The sequence below is a fragment of the Aeromonas rivuli genome, assembly GCF_000820045.1.
Classification (GTDB): Bacteria; Pseudomonadota; Gammaproteobacteria; order Enterobacterales; family Aeromonadaceae; genus Aeromonas; species Aeromonas rivuli.
The window spans coordinates 1-22,777 of sequence record NZ_CDBJ01000063.1; the positions used below are offsets into that span (position 1 = coordinate 1).

Below are 22,777 nucleotides of genomic sequence, written 5' to 3' on the forward strand. Positions count from 1 at the left end.
CTCCTTGAGGTAACGGGAGACCCCCATGATGGTGCCGGTAGTGCCCATGGCAGAGACGAAGTGAGTGATGGCTTCGCCACTCTGACGCCAGATTTCAGGGCCCGTGCTCTGATAGTGAGCCTGCGGGTTGGCAGGATTGTTGAACTGATCCAGCACCACCCCCTCCCCCCTGGCCGCCATGGCCAACGCCAGATCCCGCGCCCCCTCCATGCCGTTGTCGACCAACACCAACTCGGCGCCATAGGCCTGCATGGCGGCACGACGCTCCTGGCTCATGTTGCTTGGCATGATGAGCCGCATCCGGTAGCCCCTGGTGGCCGCCACCATGGCCAGGGCGATGCCGGTATTGCCCGAGGTGGCCTCGATCAGCCTGGCGCCGGGCCGTAAGCGACCGCTCGCTTCGGCGGCGCGGATGAGGCTCAGCGCAGGCCTGTCCTTGACCGAACCGGCCGGGTTGTTGCCCTCCAGTTTGACCAAGATGGTGACGCCCTGGTGGGGATTGATGCGCTGCAGACGCACCAGCGGGGTGTCGCCTATCAAATCGTCTAGGGTGGCAAAGGCCATGGTGGCTTCCTGTGCAAATGCGCGGATGAGTTGGCGCGGCTAACGTGGCATCATGAGGGGAGCAGTGTAAGCGAGCTCGCCTCCCCGGCAAAGCGCCGTGCGGCCAGGCTGGCCATAGCAAGAACAGGAGTCCCCATGACAGACATCATTCATGATCAACAGCAGCAAGCCTTCCTCTGCGTGGTTGACGGCCATGAGGCCCGCCTGCGCTACCGGTTGCTCGACCAGCATCAGGTCGATGCCTACAGCACCTTCGTGCCCGGCGAGCTGCGTGGCCAGGGGCTGGCAGACAAGCTGGCGCGGGCCCTGTTCGACTGGTGCCAGGCCCAAGGTCTCGAGATAGTCCCAAGCTGCAGCTATATCGAGACCTGGTTGCGGCGCCATGGCGGTTGAGCCTGCGGCTCAAGCAGAGCCCTCTTTCGAGTCCGGCTTGCGGCTGCAAACCGAGGCGCTGCTGCGCGCCGACCCCTATCGCATGGCCTGCCTGATGGCCGCGCGGGATCTGGCCCTGCCCGACTGGGCGCTGGGGGCCGGCTTCGTACGCAACCTCATCTGGGATCATCTCCACCACAAGGCCGAACCAACCCCGCTCAACGATCTGGATCTTGTCTATCTGGACCCACAGGATATGGAGGGGACGCGAGAGTCGGCCCACGAAGCCTGGCTGAGCGCCCGTCTGGCCGGTCGCTGGCAGGTACGCAATCAGGCCCGCATGCACCAGCGTCAGCATGTGGCCCCCTTTGACAGCAGCGAGCAGGCTCTGGGGCACTGGGTCGAGCTGCCCACCTGTGTCGGGGTTCGTCTGCTGCCAGATGGTCAGCTGCTCTGGCTGGCCCCCTTTGGCCTGGCATCCTGCTGGTCCCTTGAGGTCCTGCTCAACCCCCGTTGTCGGCAACCCCGGTCTGTGTTTGATGAACGGGTCGCCAACAAGGGGTGGCAACGACTCTGGCCTCTGCTCCAGATCCCGGCACCGCAGTAGCATCAGGATGAGACGGGCTGCGGGCAAGGGGCCACACTCAGTAAAAAAGCCACTTTGGCACAACAACTTAACTAAAGTGACTGATATACAGTGGCTTTTATAATACGGGTTTCATGATGCGCGATTTCTTCTCTCTCGAGCGCTGGCTGCCGGGACTGGTTGCCTTGTTGCAATACCAGCGGGCCTGGTTGCTGCCCGACATGCGGGCCGGTTTCTCGGTGGCCGCCGTCGCCCTCCCTGTGGCCATCGCCTATGCCGAGCTGACCGGGGTCGGTGCCATCGTCGGCCTCTACTCCTGCATATTGCCAATGATGGTTTATGCCCTGTTTGGCACCTCACGCCAGCTCATTGTCGGTCCCGATGCCGCCACCTGCGCCGTCATCGCCGCCGTGGTCACCCCCCTTGCCGCAGGCGATGCGACCCGTCATTGGCAGCTGGTCATGACGATGACCGCCATGACGGGCTTCTGGTGCCTGCTCGCCAGCCGCTTCAAACTGGGGGTATTTGCCGATTTTCTCTCCCGGCCAATCTTGATGGGGCTGCTCAACGGGGTCGCCATCACCATCATGGTGGGCCAGCTCTCCAAGATCCTGGGTTTCACCTTCGACGAGCGCTACCTCATCGAGCGGATCATGAGCGGCACCAACTATCTGGCGCGAACCCATCTGCCCACCCTGGCCATGAGCCTCTTTACCCTGCTCATACTGCTGGTCAGCAAACGCTATCGACCGGGATGGCCCTCCTCCATGGTGGCCATGGTGGTCACGGCCGCTCTGGTGTGGGTCGGTCATCTGGGGCAGTTCGGGATTGATACCCTCGGTACCATTGGCTCGGGCCTGCCCGCCTTCCAGATGCCGGAGTTTCCCCCCGGACTGCTCCGTGAGCTGGTATTGCCGGCGTTGAACCTTGCCATGGTGAGCTTCGTCTCCATGATGCTCACCGCCCGCAGCTTTGCCGCCAAGAATGGCTATGAGATTGATGCGGACAAGGAGTTCAGGGCACTGGGCATGGCCAATCTGGCCTCCGCCGTCTCCCAGGGGTTTGCCATCAGCGGCGCCGACTCGCGCACCGCGGTCAACGATGCCAACGGTGGCAAGAGCCAGCTGGTCTCCATCATCGCCGCCATCATCATCGGCTTTATTGCCTTCTACCTCACCTCACCGCTGCAATACATCCCCACCGCCGCCCTCGGGGTGGTGCTGGTAATGGCATCACTCTCCCTGCTCGATCTCAAGGGGTTGTGGGCGCTGAAAGATTCCGACCGCGCCGCTTTCTGGCTGGCGCTGATCACCTTCATCAGCGTGCTCACCATGGGGGTCATCCCCGGCATCACCCTGGCGGTGCTGCTGGGGTTGTTCCAATTCCTGCGCAACGTGATGCGTCCGACGGATCAACTGCTCGGCATGGACGATGAGGGGGTAGTGCGCACCCTGGGCGACAACGAGCAGGCCAAGGCGATCCCGGGGGTACTGGTCTACCGCTTCAACTCGCCGCTCACCTACTTCAATGCCCCTTACTTCAAACGGCGGGTGCTGGCGCTGCTGGTGCAAGATCCCCATAGTCCCCAGTGTCTGGTGGTGGACGCCGTTGCCTGCTTTACCCATCAGGACATCAGCGTGATGAGCATGGTGGGGGAGCTGCACCGCGAGTTGAAGCGCCGTGGTATCCATATGGTGATGGCAGGCCGCCACGGCCAGCTCAGTCACTGGTTCCGTCAGGCCGGGATCCGGGTCGGCGACGAAGGCATTATCCTCTGCCCCGACATGTATCAGGCGCTGCGCATGACCCGTTGTTACCGCGAGCCTCTGTTCAAGGATGACGAGGTGGTGGAGAGCACCACCGACGCTATCCTCTCCCAGTGGCCCAAAGATGATGCGCTGCCAGACTCGGCGCGGCTCACCCTCCCCTGCGAGCAAGAGGCGACGACCACCCAAGCCTGAACCGACGCCAGGCCTTCCCGATGAAGGGAGGGTCTGGCGCGCATGCTCAGTGCAAGATTGCACCCCGCTGACTCTTGGTGTTAAATGCCCGTCCAGATGGCACTGACGAGGGCCATCCCCAGTATTTGGACTCCCCATGCACACTCAATCCCAAGCCGGACCGGGCACGCTGTTCGCGCTGACCTGGCCGCTGTTTATCGATCTCGCCCTGCACTTCCTGACCGGGGCCCTCAACACCTTCATGGTGGGCCACGTCTCCTACCAGGGCGTGGCGGCGCTGGCGGTCGGCAATCAGGTATTCGATCTGGCCATCACCCTGTTCAGCTTCGTCAGCATCGGCACCAGCGTGGTGATCACCCAGTATCTGGGCGCCGGCGACCGGGAGAAGGCACGGATCGTCATCCACACCGCCATCGGCTTCAACTTGTTGGTCGGGTTGGTCGCCGCCGTGGGGGTCATGCTGGGGGCGGCGCCCATGCTGGCCTTGATGAACCTGCCGGATCACCTGATGGGGGATGCCCTGCTCTACCTGCAGATCATCGGCCTGTGCCTGCTGCCCGAGGCCGCGGCCCTCTGTCTGGCATCGACCCTGCGCGCCCACGGCCATACCCGTCAGGCCATGTATGTGACCCTGATAGTCAACCTCATCACCTTCGTCGGCAACTTGCTGCTGCTCTATGGCTGGTTTGGTCTGCCTCAGCTCGGGGTCGCCGGGGTCGCCATCAGCACCGTCGTGGGCCGCCTGGTGGGTGTGGTGGTGCTGGTCTGGCTGGTGGCTCGCAAGACGGGGATACGGCTGCGGCTGCCCGAAATCCTCAAACCCAGCCGCCCCATGTTGCGCAAGGTGCTGCATATCGGCCTGCCGGCGGCGGGGGAGAACCTCTCCTGGATGCTGCAGTTCATGGTGGTGACGGCGTTTGTCGGCCTGCTCGGTGACAAGGCGCTGGCGACCCAGTCCTACTTCTTCCAGATCTGCCTGTTCATTCTGCTGTTTGGCCTCTCCATCGGCCTTGGCAACGAGATCATCATCGGTCACCTGGCCGGCGCACGCCGCTTCGAGCAGGCTTACGCCCAGCTGCTGCACAGCCTCAAGCTGGGGTTGATCGTCACCACCCTGATCGCCATTGCCGTGGCCATCAGCGGACGGCAGATCATCAGCCTGTTCACGGCCGATGGCGACATCATCGACATGGTGGCCCAGCTATTTTTAATCAGCCTCATCCTCGAACCTGGCCGCACCTTCAATCTGGTGGTGATCAACGCCCTGCGCGCCACCGGAGATGCCCGTTTCCCGCTCTACATGGCACTGCTGTCCATGTGGGGCATCGCCGTTCCCCTTTCCTATTACCTTGGTATCATGCAAGGCTATGGACTGGTCGGCATCTGGCTGGCACTCGCCTGTGATGAATGGGTGCGTGGACTGGCCATGTTCTGGCGCTGGCGCAGTCGTCGCTGGCAAAACAAACTCCTAGTTGAAACATAAGCGGGATCAGAATGAAGAAAATCGGACTCTTGTTGGCTACTCTGCTGCTCAGCCCTCTGGCCCTGGCGCAAACTGCCGCCACGGCCCCCAAGGCACCAGCGCCCCAAACCTGGTATGTGGCGCCCATCGTCATAGATGCAGCAAACGAGGCTCAGAAGGCGCTGACCAAAGCGTTCACCGCCCAGATGATAAAGACCATCAAGATCAACGAGTATCAGACCGGCAAGGCCCTCGGCAAGACCCAGGATCCCAAGTGGTTGATCCGCACCAAGCTGCTCCCGGCAAGTGACGCCCCTCTGGTTGGCAAGAAGCATCCCCAGGGGCTGACCTTCGGCAAGGGTCAACCCAGCCAGGAGATAGTCGGCGAGCTCATCATGAATGGCACCCTGGTGGCGCACATAGGACAAGGCTGGCGTGAACCCATAGTCCCGGGCACCCCTGTGGCCGAGAAGATCACCATCGCCAACTATCGCTATGCCATCGGCAGCGAAGCCAAGGCCGGAGATCTCGAGGAGCTGGCGGCCCAGATTGGTTTTGAAGCGGGCAAGGTCATCGCCCGGGATGGCAAGGCGCTGCCCGAGAAGAGCAAAAAGAAGAAGGAATAGCCCCGCACGGCTATTCGCAATATGAACAAAGGGGCCTATGGGCCCCTTTGTTCACGCCTTCCGTCCCCTTGTGCACCTCTTCTATGAGCATCCCCTCCCCCTGCCCCCTTTATTGCCACGCTTCCCCTGCCTTGTCTGTGGCGCTCCCGGGTGTTCGGCGAACACATCCGTGCTGCGCGATGACGCCAGCCTGCGTCAGTCCCTTGTGACGTCGTGATGACAAGGGCAAAAAGAGAGCTCATAACTGCGATCTCGATCACATCTATCTCGCACTCCGGGGTGTAGTTTTAATGGTGTCGGCACACCCAAGCGCAACAAGGAGGCGACATTACATGTTCCCAGAGTACAGAGACCTTATCTCGCAACTGAAGAGCAGTGATGACCATTTCCACGAGAAGTTTGCCTTACACAACGAGCTGGACGGGACCATCAGAAAACTGGAAAAGCATCATGCCAGCGACTTCAGTCCTGAGTTGAGAGATCTGAAAAAACAGAAACTTAAACTCAAAGAGGAGATATACGACATCCTCAAACAACATCAGTCTCATTGAATGCCTAGAAAATTGATCGCGTGATAGCACGGATAAGCAATTTATCCACTCAACCCGGCCCATAGGCCGGGTTTTTCGTCTGCCTGACCCGTGGCGCCGACTGTGCCTCGATTGAGCTTTAGGGGGCAAACCGCTATCTTGTGCCCTCGCCCTGCCACGCTCAAGGAGAGCACCATGCCCCGTCTGGACAGTATTCATCTCTATCCCATCAAATCCACCGCTGGCATGGCCCTGAGCCGGGCCCGAGTTGGCGAGGAGGGACTGGATGGCGACCGGCGTTACATGGTGGTCAAGCCGGACGGCACCTTCATCACGGCCCGCACCCACCCCCAGTTGCAGCAAGTGGTCGCCAGCCCCGTCGAGGGCGGCTTGCAACTGCGCTACCCGGGCCAGGAGCTGCTCACGCTGCTGGAACAGGATTTCCTGCTCACCCCTCAATCCACCGGGGTCTGGGGCGACAACTTCACCGCGCTACGTACCCATGAGCGAGCGGATCACTGGCTGAGCCGGGTGGCGGGAGAGTCGGTATTCCTGCTCTGGCTAGGCGATCAGTCTGCCCGTTTTCGTGAAAAAACCGGCACCCGGGTCAGCTTCGCCGATGGTTATCCCCTGCTGCTGATAGGTCAGGCTTCCCTTGAGGATCTCAACCTGAGATCCGATGCCCTGCATCAGATGAGTCAGTTTCGCACCAATCTGGTGGCCAGTGGTCTGCGTCCCTTCGAGGAAGATGGCTGGCGCCGCATTCGTATCGGCGAGGTGGAATTTCTGGTCGCCAAGCCATGCAGCCGCTGCATCATGACCACGGTCGAGCCCGGAACCAGCCGCTTCAACGCGCTCAAAGAACCGCTCGCGACCCTCAGCCGCTACCGCCGCGGCGAGGATAGCGACGTCTATTTCGGCCAGAACCTGGTCGCCCTCAATGAGGGATGGATAGAGGCTGGCAGCGAGATAGAGGTCCTGGAGCGGGTGCGGCCCCAGGTCTACGGCAACGGCGCGCCCAGGAAACGCGCGTTAGTCTGCGTGGCACGCGAGTCACTGGCCCGGGATCTGGAGAGCTTCTGGTTCGAGGCCGAGGATGGCGAACCCCTGGCCGACTACCAGGCCGGTCAACATCTGCCCATCTTTGTCGATATCAAGGGGGAACGGGTGCAGCGTCGCTACACCCTCTGCTCCACACCGGATGCGCCGGGTCGCTACGCCATTGCCGTCAAACGTCAGGCCGACGGGCGGCTCTCCCAGTGGCTGCACCGCCACCTCAAGGTCGGCGATCGCATACTGGCCAAGGATCCTGACGGTGATTTCCAGCTTGCCGTTGAGCGCAAGTTGCTGCTGCTCTCTGCCGGCTCAGGCATCACGCCCATGCTCGCCATCGCCCGCACCCTGGCCCTGCGCGGTGAACTCGGCGACGTGCATTTCATGCATCAGTGCCGCAGCGAGGCTGACATTCCCGCCCCCGAGGAGCTGCACGCCCTGACCCGCCAAGGCATGCAGCTTACTCTTATTTTGAGCCAGGCCGATAGCCACTGGCAGGGGCTGCATGGCCGACTCGAGGCCGACCACCTCGCGCGGGTGCAACACCTGCACCAGCGGGAAGTCTTGCTCTGTGGCCCGCAAGGGTTCATGGCACACGCCATCACCCTGCTGCAAGGGGCCGGGGTGAGCCGCATTCGTCAGGAGAGTTTCGGTGGAGCGCCCCTCATCAGCGCGCGCCCTCATCAGGGATTGACCCTGCAGATAGCCGGCAAGTCCTTTGCTGGCAACAATCAGGGCAGCATACTCGATCAGGCCAGCAAGCAGGGACTGGAGCTGCCCTGGAGCTGCCGGGCCGGGATCTGTGGCAGCTGCAAGCAGACCCTGGTGGCTGGCGAGGTTGAGCAGGCGAGTGCCCCCGCGCTCACCGAGGCCGAACGTGCCGAGGGCAAGATCCTGACCTGCTGCGCCATTCCCCTGACCGACATAGAGATTGCCTGATTGCGGGCCCCGGTCTGGCCATCCATCCAGGACGGGCCAGACTGGGGTGATCGGTCAGCCAATTAAAAAACCCATAAAAAAACGGCTGCCGAGGCAGCCGTTTCACATGGTATGGGATCACCCCTGACGCAGGGCGGCGATACGCTGTTCGATGGGCGGGTGGCTCATGAAGAACTCACTCACCGAGCGCTTGCCGTTGATGCCAAAGGCCATCATGGTGCCCTCCATCTGCGGCTCGGCGCCACGGGAGAGGCGCTGCAGCGCCGCTATCATCTTGTCACGACCCGCCAGTTTGGCGGCACCGGCATCGGCGCGGAACTCACGCTGACGGCTGAACCACATGACGATCATGGAGGCCAGCACACCGAAAATCATCTCCAGCACGAACACGGTGATCATGTAGGCGAAGCCACCGGAGCTGCTGCTCTCCTCGCTGTTATTGGAGCTGAAGAAGTTGCTGATGACTCCGGCCACGATGCGGGCAAAGAACATCACGAAGGTGTTCACCACCCCCTGGATCAGGGTCAGGGTCACCATGTCGCCGTTGGCCACGTGGCTCACCTCGTGGGCCAGCACGGCTTCCGCCTCGTCGCGGCTCATGCTGTAGAGCAGACCGGACGAAACAGCTACCAGCGAGTCATCCCGGCGAGCACCGGTGGCGAAGGCGTTCATGTCGGCGGACTCATAGATGCCCACTTCCGGCATCTTGATCCCCGCCTCGCGGGCCTGGCGAGCCACGGTACTGACCAGCCAGTGCTCTGTCTCGTTACGGGGCTGTTCGATGACCTGGACGCCATAGCTGCGCTTGGCCATCCACTTGGACATCAGCAAAGAGATAAAGGAACCCCCAAAACCGAACACGGCACAGAAGATCAGCAAGCCAGAGATACTGGATTTGCTGATGCCAAGCACCGAGAACAGGATATTGAGTACCACCCCCAGCACCAGCATGACGGCCAGGTTGGTCACCAGGAATAGCATAATTCGCTTCATATAGACTCCTTGTGAGAATGAGTTGGGCACAGTGCGGTAGACCGTACTGTGCTCCCTGTCACACATATTAGTGGTTTTCTATGAATGCTCCCTGAATGCTGCCCTCAGCGCAACAGGGAAATATCGAGATATTCCTGCACGTTAGCGCTATCTGGCTCGCTCAATATCGGAATTTCGCCAAGCAGAGGCGCGGGTAAACGTTGGCGCAGGGTCGCCAGATTTTCTTCGTAGCAACTCATGCCACAGGGCAGCCGATTCATCACCCAGCCAGCCAGAAGCAGACCCGCCTGTTCGATGGCGGCCAGGGTCAGCAGGGCATGGTTGAGGCAGCCCAGCTTGGCGCCCACCACCAGCACCACGGGCAGACGCAGATCGCTCACCCAGTCAGAGAGCAGCCGCTGCGCATTCAACGGCAGATGCCAACCCCCCGCCCCCTCCACCAGTACCAGCTCGGCACCGTTATTTTCGAGCCGGCGCAATCCGGCCGTGAGCTCGGCTTCCACTATGGGTTGCCCCACCTGAGCCGCCGCTATGTGCGGGGCTATGGGGGGCGCATAGGCGAAGGGATTGACCCACTCATAGGGCAGGCTCAGGCTGGCGGCCTGCTGCAACTGCAAGGCATCCCTGTTGCGCAGCCCTTGTGGCGTCGGTTCACAACCTGCCGAGATGGGTTTGTAGCCGACACAGGATCGGCCCTGAGCACTGGCAGCTTGCAACAAGGCTCGACTGACCAGGGTCTTGCCCACATCGGTATCAGTACCCGTGATAAAAAAGGTCGTCATCACCACTCCTGACATGGGGTGAAAATAGGAAGGTAGGTCCCGTCAACCGAGCCGCACCAGTGCCACGCTGTAGCTGGCCTCGAGCAACTTGTCGGGGCGGCGAAAAGCTTCATAGGCCTCGATGAGCCGGGCGAGCCGGGCACGACCACCCAATCCGCCCTCGCTCCCCTCGTTGACCTGACTCGCTCCTATGCCCTTGAGATCGCGCAGCAGTGCCAGCACCTGGCCGTAACCCAGATGCCAGGGGCTCACCTCTATATCTGGGGACTGAAAACCCGCATTTTCAAGGGCGGCTCTGAGCTGGTTTTCGCCGAGGAAGCGATTGACGTGGGAGCGGTCATCCACCGTCTGCCAGGCCTGGGCCAGCTGCCAGAGCGAGCCGCTCAGCAAGGTCGAGAAGAGGATCTGGCCACCAGGCCTGAGCACCCGTTTCAGTTCACTGAATGCCTGCTCTGGTCGCTCGCACCACTGCAGCGCCAGGCTGGAAAAAATGAGGTCAAGGCTGGCATCGGCCAGAGGCAGCGCCTCGGCATCGCCGCACAGCAGACGGGCATCGCTGGTCCGCAGCCTGGCCTGGGCCAGCATGCCGGGGGAGAGATCCAAACCGCACAGCTGGCTGCAACGCTGTTGCAAGGCAGGCAGGAAGAAACCTGTGCCACAGCCCAGATCCAGCCCTGCTGTCCAGTGCCCCTCAGGCAACCTGACCAGCAGGGCCTGCCCCACCTCCTGCTGGAAGCACGCATGGGCATCGTAAGAGGCGGCGGCGGCGCCAAAACGCCGGGCCAGCGCCCCCTTGTCGACCCGCTGGAAGGGTTCGCACGCCTGGTCCAGGTTGCCCTGGTGCGTCTCAAACATGGGCCTTGGCCTCCCCCAGGGTATCGAGCAGCCGATCTATCTGCTGCTCGCTGTGGGCGGCGCAGAGGGTGATGCGCAGCCGCGCCGCGCCCACGGGCACAGTGGGCGGGCGGATGGCACTCACCCAGAGCCCCCCTTCGCGCAAGCGGGCCGAGAGCCGGGTCGCAGCCTCGCTCGTGCCCACCAGCAGCGGCTGGATCGGGGTCGCACTCATGCCAAGGGTCCAGCCCAGTTGGCGACCCCTCTCGCGAAAACGGCCGATGAGTTGGCGCAGCCGCTCCCGCGATTCGCTGCCCGCACGCACCAGCTCGACGGCGCGCAGCACCGCATGGGCCTGGGCCGCCGGCATATGGGTGCTGTAGACATAGGGGCGCGCGAAGTTGACCAGATAGTCCACCAGCTCGCGACTGCCGCCGACAAAGGCGCCAGCCACCCCGAGGGCCTTGCCAAAGGTGCCCATCTGTATCTGCACTCGTCGGGCCGCGACCCCCTGCTCGTTGAGGGTACCGCGTCCCTCGGCGCCCAAGACCCCCAGGCCATGGGCATCATCTATCATCAGCCAGTTGCGGCTCTGTTCGGCCAGGCGGGCGAGCTCGGACCAGGGGCCCTGATCCCCATCCATGCTGAATACCCCTTCCGAGACGATGAGGCCCCGACCTGGCTCGAGCTGGGCGGCGAGCTGAGTCATGTCATTGTGACCAAAGCGCTTCATGGTACAGGGCAGCAGGCTGCCCGCCTCCTGCAAGGAGGCGTGATTGAGCCTGTCCTGCCAGAGCAAGTGCTCCTTGCCAAGCAGCGCCTTGAGCACCGCCTGATTGGCAGAAAAGCCGCAGTTGAACAGCAACACCGCCTCCAGCCCCAACCAGTCGGCAAGCTGCTCTTCCAGCGCCTGATGGGCGTGGCTGTAGCCGGTCACCAGCGGCGATGCCCCGGATCCTGCCCCATAGCGATCCAGTCCCTCCTTGAAGGCGAGGGCCACGGCCGGATGACCGGCCAGCCCGAGATAGTCGTTGGAGGAGAAGTTGAGATAGTCGCGCCCCGCCACCTGCAGCCGGGTACCGGCGCCACCGTTACCGCTCTGGCGGGTACGCAGCAAGCCCTCTCCCGCCCGTGCGGCCAGGGCTTCCCCCAGGGCGAAGGGGGAATTCATTGTCCGCTCCTTGCTGGCGTTGGCGCGCAAGTGCCATGGGGAACCGGCCTCTTTGAATCGGACTCAGATCGGCCCACAAGGTTGCGGCCGAGCTCATGCGCGTTGCCCCTCATGCACGGTTTCCCTTGGGATGACTGGCGTCATAGAAGAGATCGCCGCCCACAGGCTGGCTGGCCACCCGGGCCAACAGCTCCTCTTCCTGTACCCCGTCCGGTTTCTGAGCTCGCTGGGCCGGGCGTATGCCGAGCCGCTTGAACAGCTGCATGTCACTGTTTTCATCCGGATTCGGCGTGGTGAGCAGCTTGCAACCATAAAAAATCGAGTTCGCGCCAGCCATGAAGCACATGGCCTGCATCTGTTCGTTCATCTTCTCCCGCCCGGCGGAGAGGCGTACATGGGAGGCGGGCATCATGATGCGGGCCACCGCTATGGTGCGTACAAACTCGAAGGGGTCCAGATCCTGCTGATTTTCCATGGGGGTGCCCTTCACCTTGACCAGCATGTTGATGGGCACGCTCTCGGGGTGGCGGGGCAGATTGGCGAGCGCCATCAAGAGGCCGGCCCTGTCCTTGCCCTGCTCGCCCATGCCGACGATGCCGCCGGAGCACACCTTCATACCGGCGCCACGGACATTGGCCAGGGTATCGAGTCGGTCCTGGTAGGTGCGGGTGGTGATGATGTCGCCGTAGAACTCGGGGGAGGTGTCTAGGTTGTGGTTGTAGTAGTCAAGACCGGCCGCCCCCAGGCGCGCGGCCTGATCGGCAGTCAACATGCCGAGGGTCATGCAGGTCTCCATGCCCAGCTCTCGCACCTCTTTGACCATGCGCAAGACGTAGGGCATATCCCGCTCCTTGGGATTGCGCCAGGCGGCCCCCATGCAGAAACGCGACGAGCCATTGGCCCTGGCTTCCCGGGCCCGCTCCAGCACTTTTTCCACCTCCATCAGCCGCTCGGTCTCGAGCCCGGTGTGATAGCGAGCGCTCTGGGGGCAATATTTGCAATCCTCCGGGCAGGCGCCGGTCTTGATGGAGAGCAGGGTGCTGACCTGCACCTCGTTGGGATCGAAATGGGCACGGTGCACCGTCTGGGCCTGGAACAAGAGATCGTTGAACGGCAGGGCAAACAGGGCCTCAACCTCGGTCAGGGCCCAGTCATGGCGAACGGCGCCCTGGCGAGCCGGGTTGGCCTGGGTGACGTGAAGAGAGGGGGAATCGACAAGAGCGCTCATGGATGGCTTCCGTTTTTTATAGATATGCCTCTGCCCGCCTGACAGACTAGCGCCCGCGGCACTGGCACCCTGCGTGGCAAGTGGCTGAAATTGTTGGCTAGTGTAAAGAGCGCGCGTAGACTGTCAACACCGACCAGATCAAACAAGATTACAACTGGATATAAATTGACCAATCAAGAGTTCGACCTGCACCATATCTGGCACCCCTATACCTCCCTCACTCAGCCCCTGCCCTGCTATGAAGTAGCCAGTGCCAAAGGGGTGACCCTGACCCTCGGCGATGGCCGCGCGCTAATCGATGGCATGAGCTCCTGGTGGGCCAGCATTCACGGCTACCAGGTGCCAGCGCTCGATGCCGCAGCCAGCGCCCAGCTCGGCAAGATGTCCCATGTCATGTTCGGTGGCCTCACCCATGAGCCCGCCATCAATCTGTGCCGCAAACTGGTGGAGATCACACCAAAAGGGCTGGACAGGGTCTTTCTGGCCGACTCGGGCTCAGTGGCGGTGGAAGTCGCGCTCAAGATGGCCCAGCAGTACTGGCACAGCAAGGGCAGCCCGCGATCCCGGTTCGTCTCCCTGCGCGGTGGTTATCACGGCGATACCTTTGGCGCCATGAGCGTCTGCGATCCCGATGGCGGCATGCACGAGCTCTATCAAGGCTTCCTGCCCGAGCAGCTGTTCGCCCCGGCCCCCGATTGCCGTTTCCACGCCCAGTGGGATGAGAGCTGCGTGGTCGAGCTGGCGGAGCTGGTCGCCGATCGCCACGAGGAGATAGCCGCCATCATCCTCGAGCCCATCGTGCAGGGAGCAGGCGGCATGCGCTTCTACCACCCTCGCTATCTGCAGTGGGTACGCGCCCTGTGTGACGAGTTCGGCATACTGCTCATCGCCGACGAGATTGCCACCGGCTTTGGCCGTACCGGCCAGCTGTTTGCCTGCGACTGGGCGGGGATCAGCCCCGACATCCTGTGTCTGGGCAAGGCGCTCACCGGCGGCTACCTGACGCTGTCGGCCACCCTCACCACCGAGCAGGTCGCCCGCACCATCTGTGACGGCAAGGCCGGGGTCTTTATGCATGGGCCCACCTTTATGGGCAATCCGCTCGCCTGCGCGGTGGCCAACGCCTCCATCGATCTGCTGCTGGCCTCGCCGTGGCAGGAACGGGTAACCGCCATCGAGAATCAGCTGTGCACCGAGCTGGTGCAGCTTACCCTCAACCCGGCGGTGGCGGACGTGCGGGTACTCGGCGCCATCGGGGTAGTGGAGATGAAGGAGCGGGTGGATGTGGCGCGCATCCAGCGCAAGTTCGTCGAGCTAGGTGCCTGGATCCGCCCGTTTGGCAAGCTCATCTACCTGATGCCCCCCTTCGTCATCACCCCCGAGGAGCTGAGAGTGCTGACCCATGCCATCCATGAAGCCATCGCCTGCGGCGAATACTGAGTCTCGACAAATAGCCCTCGCATGGCAATGCAGGGGCTTTTTCGCCAGAATGTGAGCGAACCATCAGACCCGCACGGCCTGGACGAGTAGACTGCGCGGCGGGTTTTAGCAACAGATGTACTGCTCTCATGCGCCTCTCCATTGCCGCCAAATTCAATTTCTTCCTGCTGTTTATCTTCTCCATGGTGCTGGTCTTCTCCGCGGCCTATCAGGCGGTGCGCGAGCGCGACCTTATCCTGACCATGATCAAAGAGCAGAGCCGCGAACAGATAGAGGCCTACTTCGACGGCCTCAACATGCTGATGTTGACCAACAAGATGGCGGCACGGGAAACCCTGCGTCACAAGTTCCTGAACCACGCCCACGTCGAAGATGCCCGCATATTGCGCGGCGACGCGGTCAGCAAACAATTTGGCGCAGGGCTCGACAACGAGGGCGCCAGAGACGAGTTCGATACCCTGGCGTTGGCGGGCAAGGGCAGCATGGAAGTGGTGCACAATGGCCAGCACAGCCGGTTAGTGGTGACCCGCCCCCTGCTCGCCCAGCGCGATTTTCGTGGCACCGACTGCACCAGCTGCCATCAGGTGGCGGAAAACACCGTGCTTGGCGCGGTGCGCTTCGACTACTCCCTCGACACCCTCTTTACCCGGGTCGAGCAGAACATTCTCACCTCGGCCCTCAGCCTGACCCTCATCTTCGGCCTGGGGCTCTTGCTGACCCTCTGGGTGATCCGCACCTGGATAGTACGCCCGCTCAACCAGCTCACCCGCGCCATCGAGGAGGCGACCGATCGCCACGATTTCGGTCATCGACTGGATGGGGATGAGGGAGACGAGATTGGCCGCGTCATTCTGGCCTATAACCAGATGCTGGACGGAGTCGAGCGCCAGCTTGGCAAGCGCCACTGCGCAGCAAGCCAGACCAGCACTCATGAGCCCCTGCCCCCGAGCAGAAATAAGGGTAACGCCGATGGCAATGAGCCTGGAACCAGGCATTCTGGCCCGAGTCAGCCGAAGTAGAACAGCAGCAAGCTGATGATGAGGATGAGCAGCAGGACCCTCAGGGAGAGCTGATACCCATCTTGCTCCCGGCGGCTGCGCCGGTATTGCAGCGTCAGCACCAGCAGGGTGAAGGCAACGCAGCCCCAGAGGCTGTATTCCAGCCAGGGGGTCAAGGCCGGATCCCAATGTTCCCTGACGGCAATGCCGCCATAGCGCAAGAAGCCATAGGCTATCTCGGGGCGGGCATAGTGATACAGGGTAAGCAGCACCATGACACAGGCCCAGCAGACGATGGCCAGCCAGTGCAGCAACACGATCAGCCTGTCCTGCCCCCGCCGTCGTTCCGCCACATTCTGCTCCTTATGCCCGATTGGCCCTCAATCCCTTCAGAGTCCGACATTTTTGCTTGTTTATCAAACCTGCGCGGGTAAGATTGACGGCTCAGTCTGCCACCATGGGCCAAGCAGTGCCCGAGCGGACCCATAGCGCTGCAAGAACAAGCTGGAGACAATATTTCGATGACGCACGCATCCGTAGTAGATGTGCTGACCGGTAAATATGCGGTTGGCACCACCCAGACAGTGAAAGGGTGGATCCGGACCCGCCGCGATTCCAAGGCGGGGATCTCATTTTTGGCCATTTCCGATGGTTCCGGTTTTCACCCGGTTCAGGCCGTCGTCCCCAATACCCTGGCCAATTATGAGAATGAAGTGCTGCGTCTGACCACCGCCTGCTCAGTGGAAGTGACCGGCATCGTTGCCGCCTCTCAGGGCAGCGGCCAGGCCTTCGAACTGCAAGCCACCGACGTCAAAGTGGTGGGTTGGGTCGAAGATCCGGACACCTACCCCATGTCCGCCAAGCGCCACAGCATCGAGTACCTGCGCGAGCAGGCTCACCTGCGCCCGCGCACCAACGTGGTCGGCGCCGTGACCCGGGTGCGCAACTGCCTGGCCCAGGCCATTCACCGCTTCTTCCACGAAGAGGGCTATCTGTGGATTGCCGCCCCGCTCATCACCGCCTCCGACACCGAAGGCGCGGGCGAAATGTTCCGGGTCTCTACCCTGGATCTGGAGAACCTGCCGCGCACGCCCGAAGGCAAGGTCGATTACGACAAGGACTTCTTCGGCAAGGAGACCTTCCTGACCGTCTCCGGCCAGCTCAACGTCGAAACCTATGCCTGCGCCCTCTCCAAGGTCTACACCTTCGGCCCGACCTTCCGCGCCGAAAACTCCAACACCAGCCGCCATCTGGCCGAGTTCTGGATGGTGGAGCCGGAGATTGCCTTCGCCAACCTGGACGATAACGCCGCCCTGGCCGAAGCCATGCTCAAGTATGTCTTCAACGCCGTGCTGAGTGAGCGCCGTGACGATCTGGAGTTCTTCGCCCAGCACGTCGACAAGGATGCGATTGACCGACTGGAACGCTTCGTCTCCTCCGACTTCGCCCAGATTGACTACACCGACGCCATCGAAGTGCTGAAGAACTGCGGCAAGAAGTTCGAGTTCCCTGTCTCCTGGGGCATCGATCTCTCCTCCGAGCACGAGCGCTACCTGGCCGAGGAGCACTTCAAGTCGCCGGTGGTGGTGAAGAACTACCCGAAAGACATCAAGGCCTTCTACATGCGCCTCAACGACGACGGCAAGACCGTCGCCGCCATGGACGTGCTGGCCCCGGGGATCGGCGAGATCATCGGCGGTGCCCAGCGTGAAGAGCGTCTGGACGTGCTGGATGCCCGCCTGGCCGAGATGGGTCTGAACAAGGAAGATTACTGGTGGTATCGTGACCTGCGCCGCTACGGCACAGTGCCGCACTCCGGTTTCGGCCTCGGCTTCGAGCGTCTGGTGGTCTATGTGACCGGCATGGGCAACGTGCGCGACGTCATCCCCTTCCCGCGTACCCCTCGCACCGCCGAGTTCTAATCGCGCCGAGCCAGACTCGCACCGTGCAAGAGCCGACCCCAGGGTCGGCTTTTTTATTCCTGCTCTCCTGACAGGGGCGACCCCCGCCTCTCATCCTGCTCCTCGCAGAGATCCCCCCGCTTCCCCCGCCTGTCATTCCCCAATCGCCTCTGTTCAGGGCATATCCATCGTTTTTATGCACTTGAATCGGAAATGGGCAGGTTATTGCGCTGCCTCAAATTACTACCTCTTTAGGGGTGATAGAGTGCTTGCCAACCATTTAGTGGCTAATCACCACAGATGATCCGGGCCCTGATCCAGGGCGGACATGGGTTCAATCACACGAGGTAATGGAATGATCTTGATGGAGTTTTTGGTGGTACTCGCTTGCTTGCTGCTGGGTACCCGTTTCGGAGGCATGGGACTGGGTCTCATCAGTGGTATCGGTCTGTTCCTGCTGACCTTCGTGTTTGGCCTGGTGCCGGGCGAACCGCCGGTGCAGGTGATGCTGACCATACTGGCGGTGATAGGCTGCGCCGCCACCCTGCAGACCGCCGGTGGTCTCAATCTGATGATGCAGGTTGCCGAACGGCTGCTGCGCCGTCACCCCCAATACATCACCCTGCTGGCACCGCTCACCACCTGGACCCTCACCTTCCTGTGCGGCACCGGCCATGTGGTCTACACCATGTTTCCCATCATCAATGATATAGCGCTGCAGAAGAACATTCGTCCCGAGCGGCCGATGGCGGTCGCCTCCGTTGCCTCCCAGATGGCGATCTGCGCCTCCCCGGTCTCGGTGGCCGTGGTCTCCATGGTCTCCATCCTGGCGGCCGGTCATGGCATAGGTCAGGCCTATGGCCTGCTCGACATCCTGATGATCGCCATCCCCTCCTCATTGAGCGGGGTGATGATGGCCGCCCTGTGGAGCCTGCACCGTGGCAAGGATCTGGACCAGGACGAAGAGTTCCAGGCCAGGATCCAGGATCCGCAGCAGCGCGAATTCATCTATGGCAGCGGTGAAACCCTGCTCAACACCAAGTTCCCGAAAGAGGCCTACTGGTCGACCTGGATCTTCTTCGCCGCCATCGCCGCCGTGGTCTTGCTCGGTGCCAACGAAGGGCTGCGCCCAGTCTTTACCATCAAGGACAAGACCGGCCCCCTCTCCATGAACCTGGTGATCCAGATGATGATGCTGATCGCCGGCGCCATCATCTTGATGCGCTGCAAGGTCAAACCCGGAGACATTGCCAATGGCGCCGTGTTCAAGGCGGGCATGGTCGCCATCTTCTCGGTGTTCGGGGTCGCCTGGATGAGCGAGACCTTCTTCCAGGCCCACATGCCGCTGCTCAAAGAGACCCTGGCCCACGTGGTACAGGCCCAGCCCTGGACCTATGCCCTGGTGCTGTTCCTCATCTCCAAGCTGGTCAACAGCCAGGCCGCCGCGCTGACCGCCATCGCCCCCATGGGGTTGGCGCTGGGGGTCGAACCCAAGCTGCTGATCGCCTTCCTGCCCGCCAGCTACGGCTACTTCGTGCTGCCAACCTACCCGAGCGATCTGGCCTGTATCGGTTTCGACCGCTCCGGCACCACCCGCATCGGCAAATTCATCATCAACCACAGCTTCATCATTCCGGGTCTGATCGGGGTGGCAACCTCCTGCTCCCTCGGCTACGTGCTGACCAGCATACTGCTCTAAGCCCGATGCACCATGACAACGGGAGGCCTTGGCCTCCCGTTGTCGCACCCCGCACGCTCTCCTTCCCTCAGGCTATGCTGGCCGGCTCTCGGCCAGCTCCCTCAATACCCGACGTAGCAGACGAATGCGCGGGCCTATGCTGTCCAGTTGCAAAAACTCATCCTCGGAGTGAAAACCGCCTCCCATGGGGCCAAAACCATCCAGCGAAGGCACACCGGCCGCCGCGGTGAAGTTGGCATCGGAGCCGCCACCCGCCGCCAGCCAGTTGAATGTGATCTCCTCGGCCACCCCCGCCCGCTCCACCAGTGCCATCAAGGCCCTTGAATCCTCATTCGGCACCATGGCTGGCTTGAAGCCAAGCCTCTCCACCTCGACTCGACTCCCGGCCAGGAAGGGGTTGTTGGCCATAAAGGCGAAACGATGATCGATGAGCTCAGCCTCCTCGTTGCTCCAGAAGCGCAGATCCACCATGGCCTCGACAAAGTCCGGCACCACATTGACCCCGGTACCGCCCTGCACAGTGCCGACGTTGAGGGTCGTGCCCGTCTCGAAATTGACCAGCTCGTTGATGGCCAATGCCCAACGGGCGAATTCGGTGATGGCTGACACCCCTTGCGCCAGCGCCGAGCCTGCATGGGCGGCGCGGCCATGAAAGCGCAACCGGTACTTGGCGTTGCCCTTGCGGGCGCTGATGAGGGAGCCATCCGGGCGCGCGGCCTCGGCCACCAGCACGCAGCCCGATTGCCGAGCCTTGTCAATCAGCCACTCCTTCGACCAGGGCGAGCCCAGCTCCTCGTCGCTGTTGCAGCACACCAGGATCCGGAGCCGGGCCAGCAGATCGGGGGTTAACCCCTTGAGGGCATGGAAGGTCGATAGCAGGCCGCTCTTCATGTCAGACACACCGGGGCCAAACCCCTGCTCCCCCTCGATGCGCAGTGGCCGCCTGGCGGCGGTGCCCTCGGGGAAGACGGTATCCATATGCCCCACCAACATCACGTCATAATGACTGGCCCCTGGCGCATTGGTGATCTCGAGACAGGGGCCGCACTCGGCGGCGAATTGATGACGCTGCACCTGCCAACCAAGGGAGAGGTACTTCTCGGCCATGAGCTCGGCCACCCTGGCCACCCCGGCCGGGGTGCGGGTGCCACAATCGAGATTGATGAGCGGGGCCAGTTCGGCCAGATATTCATCCAGAGAGAACGACATTAGCTTCTCCTACGCGGGGTCAGGCCCCATTCATTCAGGATTTCCTGGGCAGCGCGCCCGGAGCTGAGACTCGGGTCAACGGCAGCGCCGTTCAATATGAGACTCAATCAGCGAGTAGCATTGGATGCCCTGGCGAGTCACGGCAAGAGTGCCGACGGGTCTCTCGAACTGTGCAATCTAGAGGGTCATTCGCCTCTGCCCATTGATCCCTATCAAAAAACAGCACACCAGAGGCACCATGCAATCATTAGCTCCACAACAAGTGATAAATTCAGTCTTTTATTCTAAAGGCAAAGCTTTAGAATGCCTCCAACTGCCAAGGCGGGGCTAATAACCCGCTTTTTGCGCTGGATCAAGATCCGGCGCGCTCAAGCTGCCACTATCGGCATCGACACCCTGCGACCACTTCGCACCGGAGAGAGCTATGACAAACCAGGCCACCGCAAGCATGACAACCTGCGACTACAAGCTGTGGGATATTCTCGTCGAGTCGGCAAAGGAACGCTCAACCATCCGTTACTCCAAACTGGCCAAGATGGCCGGGCTGGAGACCTGCCAGGACGAACTGCGCACCTTGCTGCAGCGCATTCGCATGTATTGCACCGAGCATCAGTTGCCGGTGCTCTCTGCCATAGTGGTGGACGACATCGGCAAGTACACCGGCCTCACCTCCGGCCTGCCGGAAGCCCCCTGGGAGCGGGCCCGGGTATTTGATTACCAGTGGCCAGTGGCCCCCTGACGATCAGACCCACCCCAGTTTGCTTAAGACGCGCCCCGAGGCGCGTTTTTTACATGTCAGCATCTTTCGTTCCCCACCCCCTCACCCCCTTAAGAATCAAGGATTGCCGTGCAAAGCCTTGCTGTGACTGGCTTTCAACAACAATCCTTGATCCAGAGATGATAGCTCTCACGAGCTCTCATTCATCCTCTCACATGGTTGGGTGTGGTCATTGATGTGGACACTCCCACGCAGTTAACCTCCGCTCCCTTTCAACGGATTAAACCGAACTGCATCCTGTAGATAGTCAGGGGCAAAGTGGGCATAGGTCATGGTCTGCTGAATAGTGGCGTGCCCCAGAATCCGCTGAAGTACCAAGATGTTGCCGCCATTTGCCATAAAGTGAGTCGCGAACGTGTGCCGTAGTACATGCACCGCTTGCCCTTTGGGCATATCCGGTTTCACTGCCTTGAGCGTATCTCGCACCTGTAGATAGCTTGCCGACGGGAACAACAACCCGCGCCTATTCACGACCCACTCTTTTTCCACCTCTGTACTGATCGGTACAGTGCGACTCTTACCGTTCTTGGTGGCCACGAAGGTAACCCGGCAATTCACGATGTGCTCGGCCCGCAGCTCGACAACTTCACGCCAGCGAGCCCCAGTGCTTAGGCAAAATATCGCCACCCCGCGATCATCCCCTTCCAACCGGGCCAGCAGTTGCTCGACATCAGGCGGGGACAGATAGCTCATGGCTCGGGGGGCCACTTTCAGCTTTTTCAGCACCTGCACCGGGTTGTTGCCGTGATAGAAACCACCCTCTATGAGGAAGGAAAACATACCGCTTAACTCCACAACCAAGCGGTTGACACTATTAGGAGTTATACCGGCTGCCAACATGCGCGATCGCAGCAAGGTCAGGCTATGGTTGTCGAGCTGGTGAACCCGCGGCTCTCCTAGATAGCGATCAGCCCGCTGAAGGGTGTTCAACGCCTTTATCCCCCATCTTTGGTGCTGCCCTTTGTGCGCCCACCAGATCTCGATGAGTTCTGTCAGTGTGCGAGCATCGGTTGGTTTGCACTGCCAGGGCTTGTCATGCTGCGTTGCCAACACATGCCGTTCAAAAGCGGTTGCCTCATGCTTCTTGTCAAACTTACGCCGGATCCGCTTTCCATTGCGACCCGTCGGTCTTACGTCCACTTGATATTGACCATCATCGAGCTTCTTAATCGACATAGCGAAGCTCTCCGATACTAGATATTACTGCCCGCTGGCTCAGGCTTTGAGCCTCTATGTAGGCAATAAAACGTTGATGTAGGACTAACCAGTTTTCTGGTCTGAGGGCGGTAACCCGTTGTCGCCTTGCCCAAAGTGTGCGAGAACCGGCGCAATCTGGCCGGATTCGGGTGAAACTTCATCAAACATGAACCAATCTCGATATTTCCTGAACCGTGGTTGGCTGAATATTTTCTGGATTGCATTAAATCCCGGCTCTTTCCCGTCGGCCTCATAACCTGAAAGAGTTCCGTAAGGTATGCCCGTCAGTTCTGCAAACTGCCTTCTGTTCATCCTCTCTGATTCTCGTATGAGCTTCAATTTCTCCGACGTTTCTATTGACACAACTACTCCTTGGGCGTTATTTTCCCAATTGAGGAATGATAACCTCTATAGAGGTTACTCCGGATCGATGTTTTAAAGCCCCTGAAAGCTC

22 protein-coding genes are annotated in these 22,777 nt (G+C 61.2%); 12 read left to right on the forward strand and 10 right to left on the reverse strand.

What is annotated here, in order from left to right; translation table 11 throughout:
* A partial coding sequence (locus tag BN1130_RS14995) for a pyridoxal-phosphate dependent enzyme (protein WP_042042930.1) occupies window positions 1-564 on the reverse strand: 564 nt, incomplete at its 3' end.
* 135 nt (window positions 565-699) lie between these two features.
* Here BN1130_RS14995 and BN1130_RS15000 point away from each other — a divergent pair.
* The 7 genes from BN1130_RS15000 to BN1130_RS15030 all read left to right on the forward strand — a co-directional run bounded on the left by BN1130_RS15000 (window position 700) and on the right by BN1130_RS15030 (window position 8,093).
* Window positions 700-957: a GNAT family N-acetyltransferase gene (locus BN1130_RS15000; protein WP_042042931.1), complete on the forward strand. Its 258-nt coding sequence runs from the start codon at window positions 700-702 to the stop codon at window positions 955-957.
* The gene (locus tag BN1130_RS15005; protein WP_042042932.1) at window positions 947-1,543 is read left to right on the forward strand and encodes a nucleotidyltransferase family protein; all 597 of its coding nucleotides are present in this window, start codon (window positions 947-949) and stop codon (window positions 1,541-1,543) included. Before BN1130_RS15000 ends, BN1130_RS15005 begins: the two co-directional genes overlap by 11 nt.
* A 116-nt stretch (window positions 1,544-1,659) precedes the next feature.
* Window positions 1,660-3,483, forward strand: coding sequence for a SulP family inorganic anion transporter (locus tag BN1130_RS15010; protein ID WP_042042950.1), 1,824 nt, complete (start codon window positions 1,660-1,662; stop codon window positions 3,481-3,483).
* A gap of 136 nt (window positions 3,484-3,619) precedes the next feature.
* The gene (locus BN1130_RS15015; RefSeq protein ID WP_042042933.1) at window positions 3,620-4,966 is read left to right on the forward strand and encodes an MATE family efflux transporter; all 1,347 of its coding nucleotides are present in this window, start codon (window positions 3,620-3,622) and stop codon (window positions 4,964-4,966) included.
* A gap of 11 nt (window positions 4,967-4,977) precedes the next feature.
* Window positions 4,978-5,571 carry a hypothetical protein gene (locus BN1130_RS15020; protein ID WP_042042934.1) on the forward strand — a complete coding sequence of 198 codons (594 nt, stop codon included), beginning with the start codon at window positions 4,978-4,980 and terminating at the stop codon, window positions 5,569-5,571.
* Between the two features lie 332 nt (window positions 5,572-5,903).
* A complete protein-coding gene (locus BN1130_RS15025) occupies window positions 5,904-6,122 on the forward strand; it encodes an HP1242/YdcH family protein (RefSeq protein WP_042042935.1) in 219 nt (72 codons plus the stop codon).
* A gap of 174 nt (window positions 6,123-6,296) precedes the next feature.
* On the forward strand, window positions 6,297-8,093 hold the full coding sequence (locus tag BN1130_RS15030) for an MOSC N-terminal beta barrel domain-containing protein (protein WP_042042936.1): 1,797 nt from the start codon (window positions 6,297-6,299) through the stop codon (window positions 8,091-8,093).
* A 117-nt stretch (window positions 8,094-8,210) separates the two neighbouring features.
* On the opposite strand, the gene htpX is transcribed toward BN1130_RS15030, so the two are convergent.
* The 5 genes from htpX to bioB all read right to left on the reverse strand — a co-directional run bounded on the left by htpX (window position 8,211) and on the right by bioB (window position 13,101).
* A complete protein-coding gene (gene htpX / locus BN1130_RS15035; RefSeq protein ID WP_042042937.1) occupies window positions 8,211-9,086 on the reverse strand; it encodes a protease HtpX in 876 nt (291 codons plus the stop codon).
* Window positions 9,087-9,190: 104 nt separating this feature from the next.
* Window positions 9,191-9,868, reverse strand: a complete 678-nt coding sequence (bioD, locus tag BN1130_RS15040) for a dethiobiotin synthase (RefSeq protein ID WP_157014041.1) — start codon at window positions 9,866-9,868, stop codon at window positions 9,191-9,193.
* Between the two features lie 42 nt (window positions 9,869-9,910).
* Entirely contained in the window at window positions 9,911-10,723 is an 813-nt protein-coding gene (gene bioC / locus BN1130_RS15045; RefSeq protein ID WP_042042939.1) for a malonyl-ACP O-methyltransferase BioC, read from the reverse strand.
* The gene (bioF, locus tag BN1130_RS15050) at window positions 10,716-11,873 is read right to left on the reverse strand and encodes an 8-amino-7-oxononanoate synthase (protein WP_042042940.1); all 1,158 of its coding nucleotides are present in this window, start codon (window positions 11,871-11,873) and stop codon (window positions 10,716-10,718) included. The genes bioC and bioF overlap by 8 nt, the downstream gene beginning before the upstream one ends.
* Window positions 11,874-11,982: 109 nt before the next feature.
* Complete coding sequence (bioB, locus tag BN1130_RS15055) at window positions 11,983-13,101, reverse strand: biotin synthase BioB (protein ID WP_232302008.1); 1,119 nt, start codon at window positions 13,099-13,101, stop codon at window positions 11,983-11,985.
* Window positions 13,102-13,266: 165 nt separating this feature from the next.
* On the opposite strand from bioB, the gene bioA reads away from it, so the two are divergent.
* Together bioA and BN1130_RS15065 are read left to right on the forward strand one after the other, a co-directional pair.
* The gene (gene bioA / locus BN1130_RS15060; RefSeq protein WP_042042941.1) at window positions 13,267-14,541 is read left to right on the forward strand and encodes an adenosylmethionine--8-amino-7-oxononanoate transaminase; all 1,275 of its coding nucleotides are present in this window, start codon (window positions 13,267-13,269) and stop codon (window positions 14,539-14,541) included.
* Window positions 14,542-14,669: 128 nt separating this feature from the next.
* Entirely contained in the window at window positions 14,670-15,560 is an 891-nt protein-coding gene (locus BN1130_RS15065; protein ID WP_042042942.1) for a HAMP domain-containing protein, read from the forward strand.
* Here BN1130_RS15065 and BN1130_RS15070 read toward each other — a convergent pair.
* Window positions 15,548-15,892 (reverse strand): hypothetical protein, encoded by a 345-nt coding sequence (locus BN1130_RS15070; RefSeq protein ID WP_042042943.1) that lies wholly within the window; start codon window positions 15,890-15,892, stop codon window positions 15,548-15,550. The two genes, BN1130_RS15065 and BN1130_RS15070, sit on opposite strands and share 13 nt — an antisense overlap.
* A gap of 168 nt (window positions 15,893-16,060) precedes the next feature.
* Between BN1130_RS15070 and asnS the strand changes: the two genes are divergently transcribed.
* Both asnS and BN1130_RS15080 read left to right on the forward strand, forming a co-directional pair.
* Window positions 16,061-17,461, forward strand: a complete 1,401-nt coding sequence (gene asnS / locus BN1130_RS15075) for an asparagine--tRNA ligase (protein WP_042042944.1) — start codon at window positions 16,061-16,063, stop codon at window positions 17,459-17,461.
* A 334-nt stretch (window positions 17,462-17,795) separates the two neighbouring features.
* Entirely contained in the window at window positions 17,796-19,139 is a 1,344-nt protein-coding gene (locus BN1130_RS15080) for an anaerobic C4-dicarboxylate transporter (protein ID WP_042042945.1), read from the forward strand.
* Between the two features lie 72 nt (window positions 19,140-19,211).
* On the opposite strand, the gene BN1130_RS15085 is transcribed toward BN1130_RS15080, so the two are convergent.
* Window positions 19,212-20,348 (reverse strand): M20 family metallopeptidase, encoded by a 1,137-nt coding sequence (locus BN1130_RS15085; RefSeq protein ID WP_042042946.1) that lies wholly within the window; start codon window positions 20,346-20,348, stop codon window positions 19,212-19,214.
* 424 nt (window positions 20,349-20,772) lie between these two features.
* Here BN1130_RS15085 and BN1130_RS15090 point away from each other — a divergent pair, with 424 nt between their 5' ends.
* The gene (locus tag BN1130_RS15090) at window positions 20,773-21,087 is read left to right on the forward strand and encodes a hypothetical protein (protein WP_042042947.1); all 315 of its coding nucleotides are present in this window, start codon (window positions 20,773-20,775) and stop codon (window positions 21,085-21,087) included.
* A gap of 234 nt (window positions 21,088-21,321) precedes the next feature.
* Here BN1130_RS15090 and BN1130_RS15095 read toward each other — a convergent pair whose 3' ends face one another.
* Both BN1130_RS15095 and BN1130_RS15100 read right to left on the reverse strand, forming a co-directional pair.
* Entirely contained in the window at window positions 21,322-22,302 is a 981-nt protein-coding gene (locus BN1130_RS15095) for a phage integrase (RefSeq protein WP_042042948.1), read from the reverse strand.
* Between the two features lie 84 nt (window positions 22,303-22,386).
* Window positions 22,387-22,686 (reverse strand): helix-turn-helix domain-containing protein, encoded by a 300-nt coding sequence (locus tag BN1130_RS15100; RefSeq protein WP_042042949.1) that lies wholly within the window; start codon window positions 22,684-22,686, stop codon window positions 22,387-22,389.
* Window positions 22,687-22,777: the final 91 nt, after the last annotated feature.